Genomic DNA, 18680 nt, shown 5'->3' on the forward strand with positions numbered 1-18680 from the left:
GACAGCCGGTATTATTTCAAGCGATTATTTTTCCAAAAGACGGTGTTGAATAACTTGATTCAACACAATACCAGCCGCCACCATGCCAAATGGCGCCGTGACACAAACAGATGATCCATAACCAGCGCAATTTAAGCCTGTTATGGCTGTATCGGCCTCACAACTGGACGCAATATCAGCATCAGGTTGTAAGACTTGCTCGTCCGAATAAACCGCGATGATGCCAAACTTAGTGGGAGATTTTTTATGACTCGTTGGTGCCTTTGGAAAGCCATGATCACGGCGCAGTTGATTACGGACTTTTGCAAGCAATCGATCCCCCACGACCTGTGACAAATCACCTTGTTTAATCCTAGTGGGGTCTAGCCTCCCACCCGCACCGCCAACGGTGACAAGGGGGATATTGTTTTTCTTGCAATAGGCAGCAATCGCTACTTTAGCTTTCGCATCGTCTATGGCGTCAAGCACCATATCAAAGCCAGCATTGAGCATTTCGGCGACATTTTCTGGTGTCACAAAATCTTCAATCTCTTTAACGACACAAGCAGGATTAATCGCCTTGATACGCTGAGCCATGGCAGTCACTTTGGCCAATCCAAAAGCGCCATCAATTGCGTGTAGTTGGCGGTTCACATTAGATTCAGCAATATTATCTAAATCAATCAGTGTGATATGTCCGACAGCGCTTCGCGCCAAAGCCTCTACCGCCCAAGAGCCCACACCGCCTATACCGATAACGCAAATATTAGCCGCCTGTAGCTTTGCCAAGCCTTGCTGTCCGTATAAACGGCGAACGCCGCTAAAGCGACGCTCATAATCTGGTGAATCAATCTCAAGCATATTGACTTTATGAAGACTTTTCGAGAACGACAAATGCTGTCGCAAATGCCTTTTCATCTGAAATAGAAAGATGTGCAAACTGGATGTTTTTTGCTTCTAAACAGGCTTGCAATTCAGCTGCTAAATCAAATACTGGCTTACCTAAATCATCATGACCCACACCAATATTCTCAAAAGTGGCGGGTTTGCGTATGCCTGTCCCGAGGGCTTTTGCAAAAGCTTCTTTAGCAGCGAAGCGTTTAGCCAGGAAACGCGCTTTAGTATTGGACAGCTGAAATTCTTGCATCTCGCGTTCACTTAAGACCCGCATGGCAAAGTGATCGCCAAAGCGGTCTAGCGAATCTTGAATTCGCGCCACTTCAACTAAATCCGTACCAACACCGTAAATCATCGCTTAACGTGCCGCCTCAACCATGAGTGCTTTCATTTCACGCACGGCATACTCCCAACCCACAAACACGGCATGCGCCACAATAGCGTGACCAATATTAAGCTCTTCAATCCCTGGAATCGCAGCGATTTGATGCACATTATGGATATTCAAACCATGACCCGCATTCACGACTAAACCCAAAGATAAGGCATGTGCTGTGGCTTCTTGAATACGTGCTAACTCTTTAACTTGCTCATCGCCTTCGCTATCCACAAATTTACCGGTGTGAATCTCAATGACAGGAGCGCCAGCAGTTTTAGCTGCGTTGATTTGCGCTATGTCAGGTGCAATAAATAATGAAACCCGTATGCCTGCATCCGCCAAGGTTTTGCATACTGTTTTAATTCGTGCCAGGTTTCCTGCCACTTCAAGCCCACCCTCGGTCGTGCGCTCTTCACGACGCTCTGGCACTAAGCAAACATCTTGTGGTTTTACTTTTAAGGCAATCCCCACCATTTCATCGGTCACGGCCATTTCAAAATTCATTTTGGTTTGAAGCAATGGGCGAAGCGCATAAACGTCGGCATCTTGAATGTGGCGTCGATCTTCCCGCAAGTGAATGGTGATGCTATCTGCGCCCGCTTCTTCAGCGCGCAACGCTGCTTGCACCACGCTTGGATACTGAGTACCACGAGCCTGACGTAAGGTCGCCACGTGGTCGATATTCACGCCTAATTTAATGCTGGCACTTGTCATCATAAATCCTGTAAATCGATTAAAAGTTGTCGAGTATGGAGCGGTTTATCACCCAAATAATGCGCCACCAAAAGCCGCATTAGTTGCTTACTTTGCTGCTGAGTTTGTAAATCAGCATAGTCATCTTGCGCCATATCTAGCAATGTTTTGCCAAATAATTGTACGCCATTTTCTTGATAGTCATGCCTAAGGGAAACTGGGCCGACTTCTGGCACATAATAGTACTGAGCTTCGGCAATCACTGCCTCATCACGAATGTTATGTGTCAAAGGCACGCTATACCCCAAGGCTTGCAATAAACGTAATTCAAAACGGCGCAGAATACTGGCTGAATCATCCGGTGCAAGCGAAAGTAATTTCAGTGTTTGCGTATATTCATCAAACAAAGCTTCGTGGGCATCCTCACGCGGCAATAAGCGCAGCAATAACTCATTTAAATAAAAGCCACACATCAAAGCTTCACCTTGAAGCATGAGCAGCCCTGCATACCACTCTAGCGAATGTAGCGTTTTAAGCTCTAGCTTGCCGGACCATGCGCCGAGCAGAGGCTGAAATGACTGCAACATGCCGCGCATGGCTGAGCGTGGCCTTCTCGCTCCTTTGGCCACCGCTGAGACCCGTCCAAAATCTCGAGTAAATAACTCCACGACTAAGCTGGTTTCTTTAAAAGGATAAGTGTGCAGCACATAGACGGGCTGATTATCCTGACGCGTGATACTACTAACAGCCATTTAAAAGCCTTTTGATCCTAGTAAAGCTGACCTAATAACCTAAACTCTTAAGCGCACGCTCATCATCAGCCCAGCCGCCCTTCACTTTCACCCAAGTTTCTAGCCAAACTTTGCCGTCAAACAGCTTTTCCATGTCTTGACGTGCTTCGGTTGAAATCTTCTTTAGTTTCTCGCCACCTTTACCAATCAGCATAGGCTTTTGGCTTTCTTTATCCACAATAAATGCGGCATGAATGCGGCGCAGATTACCTTCCATTTCAAACTTTTCGATCTCAACGGTAATCCCATAAGGCACTTCCTCACCCAAAAAGCGAAAGGCTTTTTCGCGAAGTAACTCAGCCGCCAGAAAGCGCTCATTTTTATCCGTGATTTCATCTTCACCATAAATGGCTGCTTGCTCTGGCAAATGCACACGCACGGCGCTTAAAAGCTCATCCAAATACAAACTCTTTTTGGCGCTCACTGGCACGATCGCTGCGAAAGGAAATAGCAAATCGAAGTCTTGAATCAGCGGCAACAAGTTGCCTTTATCACCCATTAAGTCGGCTTTATTCACTACAAGCAACACTGGCTTATTTTTAGGTAACAGGTTTAATACAATCTTATCAGCATCCCCAAGGTGCATAGGCTCAATCACAAACAAGACCACATCCACCTCATTAAGCACTTGAGTCACTGTTTTGTTCAGCGTTTTATTCAAGGCATTAATATGCTTTTGCTGAAAGCCTGGCGTATCCACAAATAAGAATTGTGTATCTGGCGTGGTATGAATGCCTAGCAAACGATGGCGCGTGGTTTGTGCCTTACGCGAAGTGATGCTGAGCTTCATTCCCATAATGTGGTTGAGCAAGGTTGATTTACCAACGTTTGGTCGGCCTACAATGGCAACAGTGCCGCAACGGAATGGGGTGTTTTGAGTCATGTTTATGCTTTCAATGTACTTTCAATTTCACATTTTCGCGATTTAATATTTTCGCTTTTACGCAAATGTTTAGGCTATTATTTGTTGATAGGCAAGCTTGGCTGCTTCTTGCTCAGCAGCACGACGGCTTGTGCCTTCACCTTGGGTGGTGATGTTGAATTTTGCGACTTTGCATTCGACACGGAACGTCTGGCAATGTGCCTCGCCTTCAATTGCCAATACTTCATAGCTTGGCACGTCGATTTTTTTAGATTGTAGATATTCTTGCAATAAAGATTTTGGATCTTTACCTATCGATTTCGGGTCTATTTTGTCGATTAAAGGCGTAAATAGTTTAATAACAACCATCTCAGCCGCATCAAATCCAGCATCAAGAAACACCGCGCCAATGATAGCTTCCAAAGCATCTGCCAACACTGAAGGACGACGCCAACCGCCACTTTTTAGCTCACCTTCACCCAAACGTAGCGCATCACCGATATTCAGCGTCAATGCTAACTCACCTAGCGTTGGCTCTTTCACTAAATGCGCCCGTAAGCGACTGAGATCCCCCTCATCCAATTTAGGGAATGCAAGATAGAGCTGACTGGCGATAATGAAATTGAGTACCCCATCACCCAAAAACTCTAAGCGCTCGTTATTAACACTCCCAAAACTGCGATGGGTCAGGGCTTGTGTTAATAAGGCTTGATGATGGAAGTTGTAGCCAATTAAGCGCTGCAGTCCGAAAGTAGTTGGATTGGTCATGATGAAATAAGCATCAAATCAATGCTCAGTCGTCGCCTTAAATTTCATCATCAGACTGATATTCGCGACGAGAGGCTTAACGACTTGATACTCTGCCGTCACAATTTTTTGATCTGTTTCATAAATCGTTAAGTCACTGCTTTTTACAGAAGTGATGTAAGCAATGTTGGCACCTGCATCAAACATTTTGGCAATCTCTTGATTGGTCATCGTCGAAAAACTTGGTTCATGTCCAATTCTACTCATGAGCTTTTTGACAGCACCATATTCAATGTAGGCTGGTACTATTTTGGTCGCTAGAAGAATCAACGAAAAAACAATCGTCCCTGCAACCAACATACCAACGAGCGACATGCCGCACTGGCGTGCTTTCGTATTAATACTAAATCGTTGGTCAGAGGTTTTCATGCTTAATGAATGCTGGTGCCGATACGTTTGAATTGATCAAAATTCCACCAAATAAAGAAGGCTTTACCCACTAAATTTTGCTCTGGGACAAAACCCCAATAGCGACTATCACGACTATTATCGCGATTATCGCCCATTGCGAAATAGTGGCCTTGCGGCACTTCAAAAGCACCTTCTCGACTCATACTACTCTCTTCAATTAGCAGCTCATGTTTCACATCACCTAACTGCTCTTCAAATCGTTTTGCGTGCACTTGATTGAGGCCACCACTTTCATAATCATAATCAGCCAGGTAGGCCATCTCTAGCTTTTGACCATTGATATATAGTTGCTTATCTTGATACAGAATCTTGTCGCCTGGCAAGCCAACCACTCGCTTGATGTAATCAATAGATGGATCTGGTGGATAATGAAATACAAAAACATCCCCACGTTTTGGATGGTTCATTTCAATAAAAGTACTGTTCAAGATTGGCACACGCAAGCCATATGTGAATTTATTCACCAAAATAAAATCACCTGCAAGCAGGGTTGGCATCATCGAACCCGAAGGGATTTTGAATGGCTCAGCGACGAAAGAACGAATCAAGAAAACGACAAGAATGACAGGGAAAAAGCTTTTTGAATATTCAACGAGCATCGGGTCAGGGGCATTAGTCTCACGATTTTTACGCAAGACAAAGATATCTAGTAACCAGATAAAACCAGTCACCAATAAAACCACCACCATAAATAACGCGAACATCATACGGATTGCCCTTTAAGTTTCTTATTTTCTTTTACTTATCTTCAACACGTAAAATGGCGAGGAAAGCTTCTTGAGGAATTTCAACGTTTCCAACTTGCTTCATCCGTTTTTTACCCTCTTTTTGCTTCTCTAGCAATTTCTTCTTACGGCTGATATCGCCACCGTAACATTTTGCTAAGACGTTTTTACGCATGGCTTTAACGGTTTCACGCGCAATAATATTGGCACCGATGGAAGCTTGAATGGCCACGTCAAACATTTGACGAGGAATAAGCTCACGCATCTTGGCAGCGACTTCACGACCACGATAAACCGCATTCTGCCTGTGCACAATCAGAGAAAGTGCATCTACCCGCTCCCCGTTCACCATAATATCTAGCTTCACTAGATCAGCCGCACGAAACTCCAAAAATTCGTAGTCCATCGAAGCATATCCACGCGAAACGGATTTGAGCTTGTCAAAGAAATCAAGAACCACCTCATTAAGTGGCATCTCATAGCTCAGCATCACTTGCCTACCCATATACTGCATATTCTTCTGGATGCCACGTTTGCCGGTACAAAGCGTCATTACAGGACCTACATAATCTTGGGGCATGAGCAAATTAATCGTAATCATTGGCTCACGAATTTCTTCAACACGTGATGGCTCTGGCAGGCGCGACGGATTTTCAATTTGCACAACTTCGCCAGACTTGAGTAGTAATTCATAAACCACCGTTGGCGCAGTGGTAATCAAGTCCATATCGTATTCACGCTCTAGACGCTCTTGCACAATTTCCATGTGCAGCAGACCCAAGAAGCCGCAACGGAAGCCGAAACCTAATGCTGTTGAGTTTTCAGGCTCAAACTGCAGAGAGGCGTCATTCAGACGTAATTTTTCAAGTGCACTTCGAAGCGCCTCAAACTGATTTGACTCAACAGGATATAGGCCAGCAAACACCTGTGGTTTCACTTCTTTAAAACCTGGCAATGCTTCAGTCGCTGGCTTATCTGCAAGCGTGACAGTATCGCCAACTTTTGCGCTTGTGAGTTCTTTAATCCCTGCAATAATAAAGCCCACCTCACCCGCAGAAAGTGATGGCTTTTGGAATGATTTAGGCGTGAATACACCCACCTCTTCACATAGGTGCACTGCACCCGTCGCCATTAAGCGAATTTTATCTTTTGGTTTTAAAGTGCCGTCAATCACGCGCACTAACATCACCACACCCACATAGTTATCAAACCATGAGTCAATAATTAAGGCTTTAAGTGGTTTTGTTGGATCACCTAATGGTGGTGGAATTCTTGCAATAACGGCTTCAAGCACATCACGCACGCCTTCCCCAGTTTTAGCAGAGCAACGCACGGCATTTTGGGCTTCGATGCCAATCACGTCCTCAATTTCATGAATCACACGATCCGGGTCTGCTGAAGGCAAATCAATCTTATTGAGCACTGAAGTAACCTCAACGCCCAAATCCAAAGCGGTATAACAGTTGGCAACACTTTGTGCTTCCACACCCTGACTGGCATCTACGACCAACAATGCACCTTCACAAGCCGATAAAGAGCGACTGACCTCGTATGAAAAGTCAACGTGGCCAGGGGTATCAATTAAGTTCAGCTGATAAACTTGGCCGTCCAAAGCGGTGTATCGCAAGGCTGCTGTTTGCGCCTTAATGGTAATGCCACGCTCGCGCTCCAAGTCCATCGAATCAAGCACCTGGGCTTCCATTTCACGGTCGGATAAGCCGCCACATAATTGAATAATACGGTCAGCCAAGGTTGATTTACCATGGTCAATGTGGGCGATAATGGAAAAGTTACGAATATTGTTCATAGATTCAGTGCAAAAGTTATACCAACAACAAGGGCGCCTAAGCGCCCTTGCAACGTTCTGCTATGTTCTAATTTTACAGCAATTAAGCCCTTAACACCATGAGATGCTTAGCCTGCATCATGGAGTTTATTTGGCGTCACTGAGTTTAATTGGCACATACAAAGTCCCTTCTCCGCGCGAAATCAATACTGCAACGGTTTTCCCATTTGGAATGGCCGCCAAGGTCTTAGCGAATTGTTCTACACTGCTTACTTCAGCATTATTGATCCCTAAAACGATATCCCCTCGACGAACGCCTGCCGCTGCTGACGCACCTTGTGCATCAACCACCAATAAGCCATTTTTTCCGTTCAGCTTTTTCTTTTGTTGAGGTGTTAATTCATTGAGTACTAGGCCAATACGGTTGGCTTCTGGCTTCGCATTGCCTTTATTGGAAACATTCACTTCGTCTTTGTCGTTTGGTGCCTCACCAACTGTGACCGATAAAGTTTTCATTGCCCCCTTACGGAGCACATCTACGTTCACCGTTCTACCTGGTTTTATGCCCCCCACTGCACGTGGCAAATCAGATGATGCATTAATCATCTTATTATCAAACTTTAGAATCACATCACCCGCAAGCAAACCACTCTTATCTGCAGGGCCACTCTTCTCAACACCAGCGACAAGAGCGCCATTGGTATTTTTCATTCCAAACGATTCGGCCAAGTCTTTCGTTATTTCTTGAATTGAAACTCCAAGCCAACCACGAGAGATTTTACCGCCAGCTTTGATCTGGTTAGAAACATCCATCGCAACATCAATTGGAATAGCAAAGGACAAGCCCATAGAACCACCGCTACGACTATAAATTTGTGAGTTAATGCCAACCACCTCACCTTTTAGATTGAATAGCGGACCGCCAGAATTACCTGGATTAATGGCAACGTCAGTTTGAATAAACGGAACGAAGTTTTCTTGCGGCAAAGCACGACCTTTAGCACTCACAATCCCTGCTGTCATGGTGTTTTCAAGGCCAAAAGGTGAGCCAATCGCAGCAACCCATTCACCCACCTTTAATTGGTTCGGATCCCCAATGGACACCTTAGGTAAACCACTCGCGTCAATCTTGAGTAAAGCAACGTCTGTGCGGCGGTCTGACCCGATAATTTTGGCTTTAAATTCACGCCTATCCGACAACTTCACAATCACTTCATCAGCCGCATTAATCACATGCGCATTAGTAAGAATGTAGCCATCGGCACTGATGATAAACCCTGAACCCAAGGACTGAGACTTAAAGTCTTGTTGTGGTGCCTGACCTCTGGGAGCCCCCGGCACAGGCAAGCCAAATCGACGGAATAATTCATTAAACTGTTCGTCGTCCTGAAGCCCGCCGAATGGATTGGCGTTACCCTGAACGACTTGCGTCACACTGATATTCACGACCGAGGGGCCCTGCTTTTCAGCAAGCTCAGTAAAGTCTGGTAGCTCTTTTGCAAATATAGAACTGGCAATTGAAAGCAAAAAAATAGAAAGGATGACGATTTTTTTTATCATATTTTTTACCTTTTTTTACATTGAAGATTAACGATTGATGATGGCTCTGCAAAACCTAAAATCACAGGGCGATAACGAGTGTCTAACGCGCTCCCCTGATTGTGACCTTTAAGCCAAACATAGCCTAGAAATAATCCAAGCGCAGCACCCATCGCAGTATTTCTGTCAGGATGCGTTGCTTCGGAAAATACGGCACTGCCAACAGCAGCACCTAAAATGAGTAAGGCAAGTGGAATGCCGTATACGGCAAGGGAACTCCACAACAAAGCCTGTTCTTCTACACCGACCACAACCATTTGATCGACCTGCGCGTTGACAGTATTTTGTGCTTTGAAGATATTCGATCGATGTCCGAATAAGCGGCCCCAAATAGAAATTCCACAGCCACGGGACTGCCCACATAAGCCACAGGGTTTATTTCGGACAATCTCAAGATAAGCAATATCTTGGTCTGTACTAATGACAATTGCATTTTCTTGAATCATTGCTTGGACTTCACTGCGTTGGATTTTTTGACATTGAATAATAGCGTGTCATTTGGGATGACGGTTGATTTTTACTCAAAATTAATACCGAAACATGATTACTTTTTGTTTTTAAAATTCACCGAATTTGCAAATTGTGTCACTGCCGCTTCCGGCGCTTCACCAATAACCATCACTTGGTGACCTTCGTTGACTGAGGCGTAGAAGTTTGTCGCGCCGACGAGTGTGTGACCCACCTTGGATTTTGTGCCTTTAGGAATCGGTTCGATAAACACCGAAATAGAAGCCAAGCCATCTGAAAAAATCATTTGTGTCACTGGCAAAGCCTTGCCTTGAACAAACTGCTTCACTTGATCAACTTTACGATAACCGGCTGGTAACTGAGTCACTTGCCAGTCAATTTCTGTTTGGCTTGTTTTCGTTGGCCCATCATGGTCCATCTCATAGGATTTAGATGGATCAAACTTAGGCTTAAACCAATCCATGCTTTGACCTTCCATGAGTGTCAGCTGGTTAAAGCCTATTTGCTCTAAAAGCTCACCCTGTTTATTCAATGTGACCACTTTAAGTAATAGGCCGAACTCTTTATCGACCCAAAAACGATAGCCATAACGCATCTGATCCTTAGCAATCAGGTTAACGATAGTCGCTTCACGGCCACCAATTCTTTCGGCGCCGTTGGTTTGTATTTGGTATCCGACTTTCAAGGCATCCATATTACTAGGCAATAAAGCTGGGAACATATTTTGTCCGCGCTTTTTCTCGATCATTACCTTTTCATTTTTAGGACTGAAGATCGCGACATCTGATCCTTGACTTAATACCTCACGAGGTGCGCCATCTAACACGACCATCCGCGCAAATTCACCTTGCCCAGAATTCATATGAGTGAGCTGTACTGACTTTGATGTGGCGCCGGATTGATAAACGAATATACCTTTGTAGCTCAGCTCTCTAGCAGCTTGTGAGGCCTTTTGTAACAACAACCATGCGTCATCTTGCGCCGCACACACTTGAAAAGATGAGAATGCAAGCGACCCAAGTAGCAAACTGGCTAAAAAATATTTTTTGAAAATCACTTTAAACATTCATTAACTTTTATTTAGCTTGTAGTTGGTTCGTTGATGAAAAAGAGGCTGGCTGAATAAAATAAGCGGCATTGCTTGGAGACATTGACTGATGTGCACGCAAATACTCAGCTGGGACCGCTTGAGCGATCTCAATGGAACCTGTGGTAGATTCATGCGATTGATTTTTGAGGACAACCAAGCCGACAAAAAGCACAGCAGCAACTGAGGCAGCCACCGACCAGATAACAGGTTTATTCGTGTTCAGTTTGTTGGATGAAGCTCTCGGCGCCAACACCGTTGGCTGTTTCGAAATTTCTCGCATGATGTTCTTAGTCACATCGTGACGAAGCACATCATTGCCCCTCAACACATCACCAATCAAGTGATAAGTTGACCATGATGCAGCCAAGTCTTTATTCGCTTTCAATGCCGTCATTAGAAACTCGGCATCTTCTATCGCTAAATCGTTATCGATTAAAGCTGAGATTTTTTCTTTCAATTGATTGCTCCTACTTTTAGATACTGTCTTACACTTAAATATTGTAAATAATTCAAATCAACGACGATTACCATCGCTTGTCATCTGGCGTGTCGAGCAAGGGTCTGAGTTTAGCTGCAATGGTTTCTCTGGCCCTAAAGATACGTGAGCGCACTGTGCCAATTGGACAACTCATTAAGGTTGCAATTTCTTCATAACTCAAACCTTCTAACTCTCTTAACGTAATCGCCGTTCTGAGTTCGTCCGGTAAAGCCATCATGGTTTCGTTGACGGTTTTTGCAATTTCTTTGGTCATCAACTCTGTTTCTGGCGTTTCAGCTGTTCGAAGCTCTTCTGCGTCTTCAAAATTTTCAGCGTCCTCAATTTCAACGTCGTAACTGACTTGCGGGCGACGACCTAAAGAAACCAAATAGTTTTTGGCGGTGTTAATGCCAATACGGTAGAGCCATGTGTAGAAAGCGCTATCGCCTCTGAAATTTGGTAATGCGCGGTAGGCCTTAATGAATGACTCTTGAACGACATCTTCAACCTCAGCCTGATCACGCACCATTCTGGAAAGTAAACGGCCTAGCTTGCGTTGATACTTCTCAACCAACATACCAAAAGCTTGTTGGTCACCGCGTTGCGCACGCTCGACTAAGGCTTGATCAATTTCTCGATTACCCGGTACTTGACCAACATTCACTTTATCAGCAACAGTGTCGCTCATCGTGGCGGGGGATTCCGTTTGTTTTTTATCTGTCATGCCTGAAGTATAACCCGCGCTGCTAGTGTCAACGAACCCCATTCGGGAAATTTCTGCGATATTCTTTACATCAATCATTTCTTAATCCCCTTAAGCTTTTTTTATTTTGTAGCCATGGTTTAAAGACAACGCTAAACTGGACAAAGTTCAACGCAATGGATGTTTATGCAGCAATTTGATGTGCTTATTATTGGTAGTGGACTTGCTGGTTTAACCGTCGCACTTAAAGTCGCTTCAGAAAAAAGAGTTTGCCTTGTGAGCAAACGCAAAATTAACGACAACTCAAGCAGTTGGGCGCAAGGCGGCATCGCAGCCGTGCTCACTGATGATGACTCTATTGAGGCGCATATCCAGGACACCTTAATTGCTGGGGCTGGACTTTGTGACCAAGAAGTCACCAGACAAGTGGCCAGCCATGCCCGCGAAACAGTGGAGTGGCTGATTGCTCAAGGCGTACCATTTACGCGAGAAGATGATGGTAGCGGATACCACTTAACCCGTGAGGGTGGCCACAGCCACAGACGTATCATCCACGCGGCAGACGCGACAGGTCATGCCGTTCAAAAAACACTCGCTGAACAAGTGCTCAGCCATCCCAATATCATTGTGCTTGAGGACCATATCGCGGTCGATTTAATCACCTCACGTAAAGCTGGCATAGGCGCGCCGCAAGACAATGCAGAATGTCTTGGGGCCTATGTACTTGATAACCAATCTGGCAAAGTCATGACGATTGCAGCGCAACAAACCGTGCTAGCGACAGGCGGTGCAGGCAAAGTCTATCTTTACACCACCAACCCTGACGTAAGCACTGGCGATGGCGTCGCGATGTCATGGCGTGCAGGCTGCCGTGTCGCCAATATGGAATTTATTCAATTTCACCCGACTTGCCTGTTTCACCCAAAAGCCAAATCTTTTTTAATCACAGAAGCCGTTCGTGGAGAAGGTGGCATTTTAAAGCTGCCTGACGGAACAAACTTTATGCCTCATCATGACAAGCGTGGTGAGCTTGCTCCGCGTGATGTTGTCGCAAGAGCCATCGACTTTGAAATGAAGAAGCGAGGCTTGGACTGCGTATTTTTAGACATTTCACACAAGCCCGCAGACTTCGTGATTTCCCATTTTCCGACCATTTACCGTCGTTGTATGGAGCTTGGCATTGATATTACCAAAGAGCCCATTCCAGTGGTACCAGCTGCCCATTATAGTTGTGGCGGCGTAATGACAGACCATACCGGACGCACTGACCTTGCCAGCCTGTATGCGATTGGTGAAACCGCTTGCACAGGCTTGCATGGCGCAAACCGCTTGGCCAGTAATTCACTTTTAGAATGCATGGTGTTTGGGCAAGCAGCGGCAAACGATATCTTGTCTCAGCCAGGCAGACCAAGCGTTTCACTTCCTTACTGGGATGAAAGCCGGGTGACGGATGCAGATGAAGAAGTCATTATTACCCACAACTGGAATGAACTAAGACGGACAATGTGGAATTACGTCGGCATTGTTCGAACAAGTAAACGCTTAACGCGTGCGATGCATCGCATTCAAATGTTACGCGATGAAGTGGACGAGTTTTATAGCAACTTCCGGGTCAGCAACAATCTGATTGAACTGCGTAACCTGTTGCAAGTGGCTGAGCTGATTGTACGAAGTGCCATGGAGCGTCATGAGAGCCGAGGATTGCATTACAGTAGAGACTACCCTGAAATGCTGGATATTGCGGTGCCTACCGTACTTGAGCCTTCTAATTACTTTAGTTTGCTTGATCGCGACCTGACAGAAAAATCGAATCGATCAACCTAGTCACTTAATTTCTAGCCACTTAATTTCAAGTCACTTAATTTGTCTTAGCTTGCATACATGCCACATAAGCCTCGGCGTTAGGTGCAGTAGTATCGCGCTGTGCTTGCCATATGGTTTCAGCGAGGCAATCCATTAGGTCGTGTTGCGCATCAGATTCGTTACCATGTTTCAGCTTCAATGCCTGATAAGCGGCTGCAATGCCGATTGGCTGATTAATCGCCACTTGCTCCAAGACAGACATATGCAAGCTCATGTGCAAAAAGGGGTTGGTTTCACCCATCTCAGGAAAGTAAGCTTGCTCCATGAAGCGTTCAGGCGCATCCAGAACGGCATGGTATTCGGGATGCATGTGAATCACTTGCAAAGCAATTACTTCTAAATCAGTGAGCGTTTGTTTAGCCTGAAATTTAGCCCAAGTATCAAAAAAGAATTGTCTAACTTGATCGCGCGTAGGGTTAAATAAAGCCATTTCTCTTACGCTGCTTTCGCTTTGTATTCGCACAAGTCACGAATCACACATACACCGCATTTTGGCTGCCTAGCAATACAGGTGTAGCGACCATGCAGAATCATTAAATGATGCGCGTCTTGCATAAATTCTTTAGGAACCGCTTTCATCAGCTTCAACTCAACCGCCAAAGGGGTTTTGCCTCGCGCTAGTCCAACGCGATTGCCGATTCGAAAAATATGCGTATCCACTGCAATGGTTGGCTGGCCAAAGGCTGTATTCAAAATCACATTGGCCGTTTTACGCCCTACGCCTGGCAAACTTTCTAATGCTTCACGCGTATTCGGCACCACACTATCAAAGCGCTCAACCAATATCTGACAAGTCGCAATGACGTTTTTAGCTTTGCTATGATACAGCCCAATAGTTTTAATATAGCGCTCCAATCCCTCAACCCCCAACGCAAAAATAGCGGCTGGTGTATTGGCGACTGCATATAATTTAGCGGTGGCTAGATTGACGCCTTTATCAGTGGATTGCGCAGATAGGATCACCGCAATAAGCAGCTCGAAAACACTTGTGTGATTAAGCTCTGTTTTGGGTTCGGGAATGGCAATGGCTAATCGACGAAAAATCTCAGTACGCTTTTCGGCATTCATAGAGGCAATTGAGGATTTATAAGGTCGCTAAAGGCGTAGAAACAGGTAACGCAGCATCGCGTGCCGCTTTGCGCTGAGCCATCCAATTGCGTGTTGCAATCAATGCAGCGAGTCCAATAAATGCGCCTGGTGGCAAAATAGCCAGTAAAAAGCCATGGTAGTCTGGAATAACGGTCAATATCATCGATTTTGCCGAAGGTCCAAATACCAAATCAATACCAGAGAATAACGTTCCCTTGCCCACAATTTCACGGATACCGCCAAGCGTTGCCAGAACCAGGGCTAAACCAAAGCCCATCATAAAACCATCCAACGCTGATGGTAAAACAGGATTTTTAGCCGCAAATGCTTCCACGCGGGCAAGCACAATACAATTCGTCACAATGAGCGGAATAAAAATACCCAGTACTGAATGTAAGCCTTGAAGATAAGCATGCATGGACAAGTCAATCATTGTGACCAATGCCGCAACAATCAAAATAAATACTGGAATGCGAATTTCGCTTGGCACCCACTGACGGATGGGCGCAACGCTCGCATTGCTTGCTGCCATGACAATTGCCGTCATGACCCCTAAGCTAAAGCCGTTCACCAAACTGATGGTCATCGCGAGTGTTGGGCACAAACCCAACAACTGCACCAAGCCTGGGTTTTGTTTCCACAAACCATTTTCAACAATTTCGCTGTAGAAAACCTTAGGCTGTGCTTTTACTTCAGCCGCTTGCGCGACTTCTGGTGTTAGTTCCTGATTAACTTCACTCATCCGATTTCCTTTGTGTCATTAGCGATTACAGCGCCAATGCCTGACCCGATGGGGTTTCAAAAATAGCTTGTTGATGCGATTGATAAAACTTTAATACTTTATGCACGGCCTTAACAACCGCACGCGGCGTAATAGTGGCGCCAGTCATAAAATCAAATTGACCACCATCTTTTTTCACAAACCAGGCTTCATCCTTGGTTTTATCAAGGGATTGCGCATCAAAGTTTTTAATCCAATCGCCATGCCCAATATCAATATAATCGCCCAAACCTGGCGTTTCTTTGTGATCTAAGACCCGCACCCCAACAATTTCACCTGTTGCTTTAATCGCCACTAATAACTTGATGTCACCACTGTAGCCATCTGGTGCAGTCGCTTCTAAAATCACTGCGGCCGGCTGATTTTTTAGGCGTGCACGATGTATCATGGTTTCGTCACGATTACCTAAATCGCCGCCAGACGTTTGTTTAATGGCATCTTGCAGCAAATCATTATCGTAAAAAGTTGTGGGCAAAATCTGACCGAACAATCGCATACGAACATCAGCCTCAGCCCGTGAAATAGGGGCTTTAGTTGAGTGATGAATGATGGCTAATCCAAATGTACTAATAATAGTAAACGCAATCATTACCCATGCCGTTTTGGCCGCGTGTTTTAAGATAGTCGCATTCATTTTGCATGCCCAAAGACACGTGGCTGAGTCCAAGCATCAATCAAAGGCACGCACATATTCATCAGTAACACTGAGAACGCAACACCATCCGGATAACCGCCGTAAACTCGAATTAAATAAGTTAGCACCGCAATTCCCGCTGCAAACACTAGCTTGCCTTTAGGCGTGGTTGGGCCGCTGACCGGGTCGGTGATAATGAAGAAAGCACCAAAGATAGACGCACCAGTAAATAGTTGAAAAAGCGGATGGGCGAAGTGTGCTGGATCAAGCAAATAAAAAGCCCCCGCCATCAACGCTAAGACGCCTAAAAACGCTGTCGGCAAATGCCATGAAATCAGACGTTGTTGAATTAAATATAAGCCACCTAACAAATAGGCACCCACCACCAACTCACCACCTTTAGCGCCAAAAAGCCCAAACTGAGGCGCTAATGTGATTTCTTGCACATTGTGATGAAGCGTTAATTGCGTCTTTAAGTAATCAAGTGGCGTAGCCATGCTCACTGCATCTAGGCTCAGACTTTCTGAAGTGCCAAAGATATATTGCAATTGATTTGCAAAGCTTAATTTAGCCTCTGCCAGCTCAAGTGGCGCTGGCCAATGTGTCATTAAGACAGGAAACGAAATCAACAATACAGCATAACCAACCATGGCTGGATTAAAAGGGTTGTAACCTAAACCGCCGTAAAGCTGCTTTGCAATCACAATTGAAAAAAACGTTCCAACCACAACAAGCCACCAGGGTGCCAAAGGAGGCAATGAAAGTGCTAACAGCCATGCCGTTAGCAAAGCACTTCCGTCCATCAAGAAAGGTTTAATTGGACGATCGCGCAACTTCAGCATCAAGGCTTCACACAGCAATGCAGTAATAGATGCGAGCGCCAGCACTACCAAAATGCCAGCACCGAACACCCACACATAAGCCGCAATCGCTGGCAATAGTGCCAGCATGACTTTGACCATAATGACACTAACGCTAGGCGCACTGCTTAGATAAGGGGATCGATTCATTTTTCTTCCTGAACGCTATTAGTCGCTGTCGCGTCTGCTACCGATTGTTTTGCAGCCTTACGCCTGGCATCAATCTCGGCAATTTCGGCTTGAACTGCAGGGATTGCATCTGCTACGTTCTGAGGCGCAGCTGCTGCTTTTTGAGCTTTTGCACGTTCAATTGCAGCGGCAATGGCGGCCTTCTTGGCAGCCATTGCTTCATCTTCGGGCGTATCGTTTACCGGGGCTAGTTCGGCCTTGGCCGCTTCTGCTTTTGCCCCTGCGGCTTTTTGTGCATGCTTTTCAGCACGCTCTTGTTTTTCACGCTCAATCCGCATCAAACGGAACTCATTTCGCTCACGGGCCAAATCCGCAGCCTCTTTCGCTCGGTCTTGCGCAATAATTTCACTCTTCGCAAAACGATAATACTGCACCAGCGGAATGTTGCTTGGACAAGCATAAGTACAACATCCGCATTCAATACAATCAAACAAATTGTAATCCCGTGCTTTTTCCAAGTTGCTTGATTTCGCAAACCAATAAAGCTCTTGTGGTTGTAAACTCACAGGACAAACATCCGCGCAGCGTGCGCAGCGAATGCAAGGCATCGCGGGTGGCGCTGGCGGGAAAAGGTTGGGTGCGCTTGCAATCACACAATTTGATGCTTTTGTGATGGGCACTGCTACTGATGGCAGATTAAACCCCATCATTGGGCCACCCATAATATAACTATCGATCGATGGTTCACCAAAATCAAAGTATCGATGTAACGCCAGAACAGTCGCAACATTAAAACATTGCAAACCAACATCGGTTGATCGCTTATCTGCTGGCACCTCAATGCCCGTCAACAATCGAATCAATTGACGCGCATCACCGCTTGGATATTGGGTTGGGACAACCACAACCTTTAATGGCACTAATTTAGACAAAGGACTGTTAGCGCAGGCAAGACGCATGGCTTCAGCGGCTTCTGGCTTGTTGTCTTCAATGCCAATTAAACATTGCTTTGCGCCTAAAAGATGTTGGGCAATTTCAAGGCCTTTTAAAATCTGATCTGCACGCTCACGCATCAACATGTCATCACAAGTGATGTAAGGCTCACATTCCGCCGCGTTAAGTACGAGGGTATCAACGGATGATTTTGCGCTAGTGCGAAGTTTCACTTGTGTTGGGAAAGCCGCACCACCAAGGCCTACAATGCCTGAACTGCGCAGACCATCAAGCAACTTTGATTTGTCTTGTTCTGTCTCTAGCTTGCGCCAATCAATTGGCGCATGGGTGATCCACTCATCTTTGCCATCCAAAGCAATCGTTATGCAACGATCAGGCAGGCCTGACGGATGTGGAATGAGCGCATCTTCAATACGCGTCACCACGCCAGAACTTGGTGCATGAATAGCCGCAGAAATATTGCCTTCAGCTTCAGCGAGGAGTTGACCTTTAAGTACCCGATCACCAACCTTCACCAAAACTTTAGGCAAGTTGCCAACGTGTTGACGCAAAGGCAAAGTAAGCTGACTTGGCAGCGGCAACTGACCAATCGCTTGCGTCGTTGATTCATGCTTGTGCTCTGGCGGATGCACGCCGCCCGAAACGGCGACTGTGCCCAAACCAAAACTTTGCTTCACAATATTTAGTAATGAACTCATATTC

General features: G+C 45.5%; 21 protein-coding genes. 1 reads left to right on the top strand and 20 read right to left on the bottom strand.

Annotation, left to right across the window (positions count from 1 at the left end; translation table 11 throughout):
- Window positions 1–24: 24 nt before the first annotated feature.
- The 14 genes from BN1209_RS05350 to rpoE form a co-directional block, all read right to left on the bottom strand.
- Window positions 25–840 (bottom strand): tRNA threonylcarbamoyladenosine dehydratase, encoded by an 816-nt coding sequence (locus tag BN1209_RS05350; RefSeq protein WP_045751278.1) that lies wholly within the window; start codon window positions 838–840, stop codon window positions 25–27.
- A gap of 7 nt (window positions 841–847) precedes the next feature.
- Window positions 848–1231: a holo-ACP synthase gene (gene acpS, locus BN1209_RS05355; RefSeq protein ID WP_045751279.1), complete on the bottom strand. Its 384-nt coding sequence runs from the start codon at window positions 1229–1231 to the stop codon at window positions 848–850.
- Window positions 1232–1234: 3 nt separating this feature from the next.
- Window positions 1235–1972, bottom strand: a complete 738-nt coding sequence (gene pdxJ / locus BN1209_RS05360; RefSeq protein ID WP_231855120.1) for a pyridoxine 5'-phosphate synthase — start codon at window positions 1970–1972, stop codon at window positions 1235–1237.
- The gene (recO, locus tag BN1209_RS05365) at window positions 1969–2700 is read right to left on the bottom strand and encodes a DNA repair protein RecO (RefSeq protein WP_045751281.1); all 732 of its coding nucleotides are present in this window, start codon (window positions 2698–2700) and stop codon (window positions 1969–1971) included. Before recO ends, pdxJ begins: the two co-directional genes overlap by 4 nt.
- Window positions 2701–2731: 31 nt before the next feature.
- Window positions 2732–3622, bottom strand: a complete 891-nt coding sequence (gene era / locus BN1209_RS05370) for a GTPase Era (protein WP_045751282.1) — start codon at window positions 3620–3622, stop codon at window positions 2732–2734.
- A 69-nt stretch (window positions 3623–3691) separates the two neighbouring features.
- A complete protein-coding gene (gene rnc, locus BN1209_RS05375; RefSeq protein WP_045751283.1) occupies window positions 3692–4369 on the bottom strand; it encodes a ribonuclease III in 678 nt (225 codons plus the stop codon).
- Window positions 4370–4387: 18 nt separating this feature from the next.
- Window positions 4388–4777 (bottom strand): DUF4845 domain-containing protein, encoded by a 390-nt coding sequence (locus tag BN1209_RS05380; protein WP_045751284.1) that lies wholly within the window; start codon window positions 4775–4777, stop codon window positions 4388–4390.
- Between the two features lie 2 nt (window positions 4778–4779).
- Entirely contained in the window at window positions 4780–5526 is a 747-nt protein-coding gene (lepB, locus tag BN1209_RS05385) for a signal peptidase I (protein WP_045751285.1), read from the bottom strand.
- A gap of 31 nt (window positions 5527–5557) precedes the next feature.
- Entirely contained in the window at window positions 5558–7351 is a 1794-nt protein-coding gene (gene lepA, locus BN1209_RS05390) for a translation elongation factor 4 (RefSeq protein ID WP_045751286.1), read from the bottom strand.
- 126 nt (window positions 7352–7477) lie between these two features.
- A complete protein-coding gene (locus tag BN1209_RS05395) occupies window positions 7478–8890 on the bottom strand; it encodes a DegQ family serine endoprotease (protein WP_045751287.1) in 1413 nt (470 codons plus the stop codon).
- Between the two features lie 5 nt (window positions 8891–8895).
- Complete coding sequence (locus tag BN1209_RS05400; protein WP_045751288.1) at window positions 8896–9375, bottom strand: SoxR reducing system RseC family protein; 480 nt, start codon at window positions 9373–9375, stop codon at window positions 8896–8898.
- Window positions 9376–9473: 98 nt separating this feature from the next.
- Window positions 9474–10463: a MucB/RseB C-terminal domain-containing protein gene (locus BN1209_RS05405; protein WP_045751289.1), complete on the bottom strand. Its 990-nt coding sequence runs from the start codon at window positions 10461–10463 to the stop codon at window positions 9474–9476.
- A 10-nt stretch (window positions 10464–10473) separates the two neighbouring features.
- Entirely contained in the window at window positions 10474–10944 is a 471-nt protein-coding gene (locus tag BN1209_RS05410) for a sigma-E factor negative regulatory protein (protein ID WP_045751290.1), read from the bottom strand.
- A gap of 67 nt (window positions 10945–11011) precedes the next feature.
- Complete coding sequence (gene rpoE / locus BN1209_RS05415) at window positions 11012–11767, bottom strand: RNA polymerase sigma factor RpoE (protein WP_082048400.1); 756 nt, start codon at window positions 11765–11767, stop codon at window positions 11012–11014.
- Between the two features lie 87 nt (window positions 11768–11854).
- Between rpoE and nadB the strand changes: the two genes are divergently transcribed.
- Window positions 11855–13492, top strand: coding sequence for an L-aspartate oxidase (nadB, locus tag BN1209_RS05420; RefSeq protein ID WP_045751986.1), 1638 nt, complete (start codon window positions 11855–11857; stop codon window positions 13490–13492).
- A gap of 34 nt (window positions 13493–13526) precedes the next feature.
- Here the strand turns inward: nadB and BN1209_RS05425 are convergent, their stop codons facing one another.
- Genes BN1209_RS05425 through rsxC form a run of 6 tightly spaced genes read right to left on the bottom strand, consistent with a single transcriptional unit; the run spans window position 13527 to window position 18676 of the window.
- Entirely contained in the window at window positions 13527–13961 is a 435-nt protein-coding gene (locus BN1209_RS05425) for a DUF1841 family protein (RefSeq protein ID WP_045751291.1), read from the bottom strand.
- A gap of 5 nt (window positions 13962–13966) precedes the next feature.
- A complete protein-coding gene (nth, locus tag BN1209_RS05430; protein ID WP_045751292.1) occupies window positions 13967–14599 on the bottom strand; it encodes an endonuclease III in 633 nt (210 codons plus the stop codon).
- Between the two features lie 16 nt (window positions 14600–14615).
- A complete protein-coding gene (locus BN1209_RS05435) occupies window positions 14616–15362 on the bottom strand; it encodes an electron transport complex subunit E (RefSeq protein WP_082048401.1) in 747 nt (248 codons plus the stop codon).
- A gap of 25 nt (window positions 15363–15387) precedes the next feature.
- On the bottom strand, window positions 15388–16035 hold the full coding sequence (gene rsxG / locus BN1209_RS05440) for an electron transport complex subunit RsxG (protein WP_045751293.1): 648 nt from the start codon (window positions 16033–16035) through the stop codon (window positions 15388–15390).
- Entirely contained in the window at window positions 16032–17045 is a 1014-nt protein-coding gene (gene rsxD / locus BN1209_RS05445) for an electron transport complex subunit RsxD (RefSeq protein WP_045751294.1), read from the bottom strand. The genes rsxG and rsxD overlap by 4 nt, the downstream gene beginning before the upstream one ends.
- Window positions 17042–18676 (bottom strand): electron transport complex subunit RsxC, encoded by a 1635-nt coding sequence (gene rsxC, locus BN1209_RS05450; protein ID WP_045751295.1) that lies wholly within the window; start codon window positions 18674–18676, stop codon window positions 17042–17044. The genes rsxD and rsxC overlap by 4 nt, the downstream gene beginning before the upstream one ends.
- Window positions 18677–18680: the final 4 nt, after the last annotated feature.

Source organism: Candidatus Methylopumilus turicensis (genome assembly GCF_000953015.1).
Lineage (GTDB): Bacteria > Pseudomonadota > Gammaproteobacteria > Burkholderiales > Methylophilaceae > Methylopumilus_A > Methylopumilus_A turicensis.

Bases quoted from the DNA above. Each gene is read 5' to 3' on its own strand.
- BN1209_RS05350 (WP_045751278.1), bottom strand. From the start codon at position 840: ATGCTTGAGATTGATTCACCAGATTATGAGCGTCGCTTTAGCGGCGTT.
- acpS (WP_045751279.1), bottom strand. From the start codon at position 1,231: ATGATTTACGGTGTTGGTACGGATTTAGTTGAAGTGGCGCGAATTCAA.
- pdxJ (WP_231855120.1), bottom strand. From the start codon at position 1,972: ATGATGACAAGTGCCAGCATTAAATTAGGCGTGAATATCGACCACGTG.
- recO (WP_045751281.1), bottom strand. From the start codon at position 2,700: ATGGCTGTTAGTAGTATCACGCGTCAGGATAATCAGCCCGTCTATGTG.
- era (WP_045751282.1), bottom strand. From the start codon at position 3,622: ATGACTCAAAACACCCCATTCCGTTGCGGCACTGTTGCCATTGTAGGC.
- rnc (WP_045751283.1), bottom strand. From the start codon at position 4,369: ATGACCAATCCAACTACTTTCGGACTGCAGCGCTTAATTGGCTACAAC.
- BN1209_RS05380 (WP_045751284.1), bottom strand. From the start codon at position 4,777: ATGAAAACCTCTGACCAACGATTTAGTATTAATACGAAAGCACGCCAG.
- lepB (WP_045751285.1), bottom strand. From the start codon at position 5,526: ATGATGTTCGCGTTATTTATGGTGGTGGTTTTATTGGTGACTGGTTTT.
- lepA (WP_045751286.1), bottom strand. From the start codon at position 7,351: ATGAACAATATTCGTAACTTTTCCATTATCGCCCACATTGACCATGGT.
- BN1209_RS05395 (WP_045751287.1), bottom strand. From the start codon at position 8,890: ATGATAAAAAAAATCGTCATCCTTTCTATTTTTTTGCTTTCAATTGCC.
- BN1209_RS05400 (WP_045751288.1), bottom strand. From the start codon at position 9,375: ATGATTCAAGAAAATGCAATTGTCATTAGTACAGACCAAGATATTGCT.
- BN1209_RS05405 (WP_045751289.1), bottom strand. From the start codon at position 10,463: ATGTTTAAAGTGATTTTCAAAAAATATTTTTTAGCCAGTTTGCTACTT.
- rpoE (WP_082048400.1), bottom strand. From the start codon at position 11,767: ATGATTGATGTAAAGAATATCGCAGAAATTTCCCGAATGGGGTTCGTT.
- nadB (WP_045751986.1), top strand. From the start codon at position 11,855: ATGCAGCAATTTGATGTGCTTATTATTGGTAGTGGACTTGCTGGTTTA.
- BN1209_RS05425 (WP_045751291.1), bottom strand. From the start codon at position 13,961: ATGGCTTTATTTAACCCTACGCGCGATCAAGTTAGACAATTCTTTTTT.
- nth (WP_045751292.1), bottom strand. From the start codon at position 14,599: ATGAATGCCGAAAAGCGTACTGAGATTTTTCGTCGATTAGCCATTGCC.
- BN1209_RS05435 (WP_082048401.1), bottom strand. From the start codon at position 15,362: ATGAGTGAAGTTAATCAGGAACTAACACCAGAAGTCGCGCAAGCGGCT.
- rsxG (WP_045751293.1), bottom strand. From the start codon at position 16,035: ATGAATGCGACTATCTTAAAACACGCGGCCAAAACGGCATGGGTAATG.
- rsxD (WP_045751294.1), bottom strand. From the start codon at position 17,045: ATGAATCGATCCCCTTATCTAAGCAGTGCGCCTAGCGTTAGTGTCATT.
- rsxC (WP_045751295.1), bottom strand. From the start codon at position 18,676: ATGAGTTCATTACTAAATATTGTGAAGCAAAGTTTTGGTTTGGGCACA.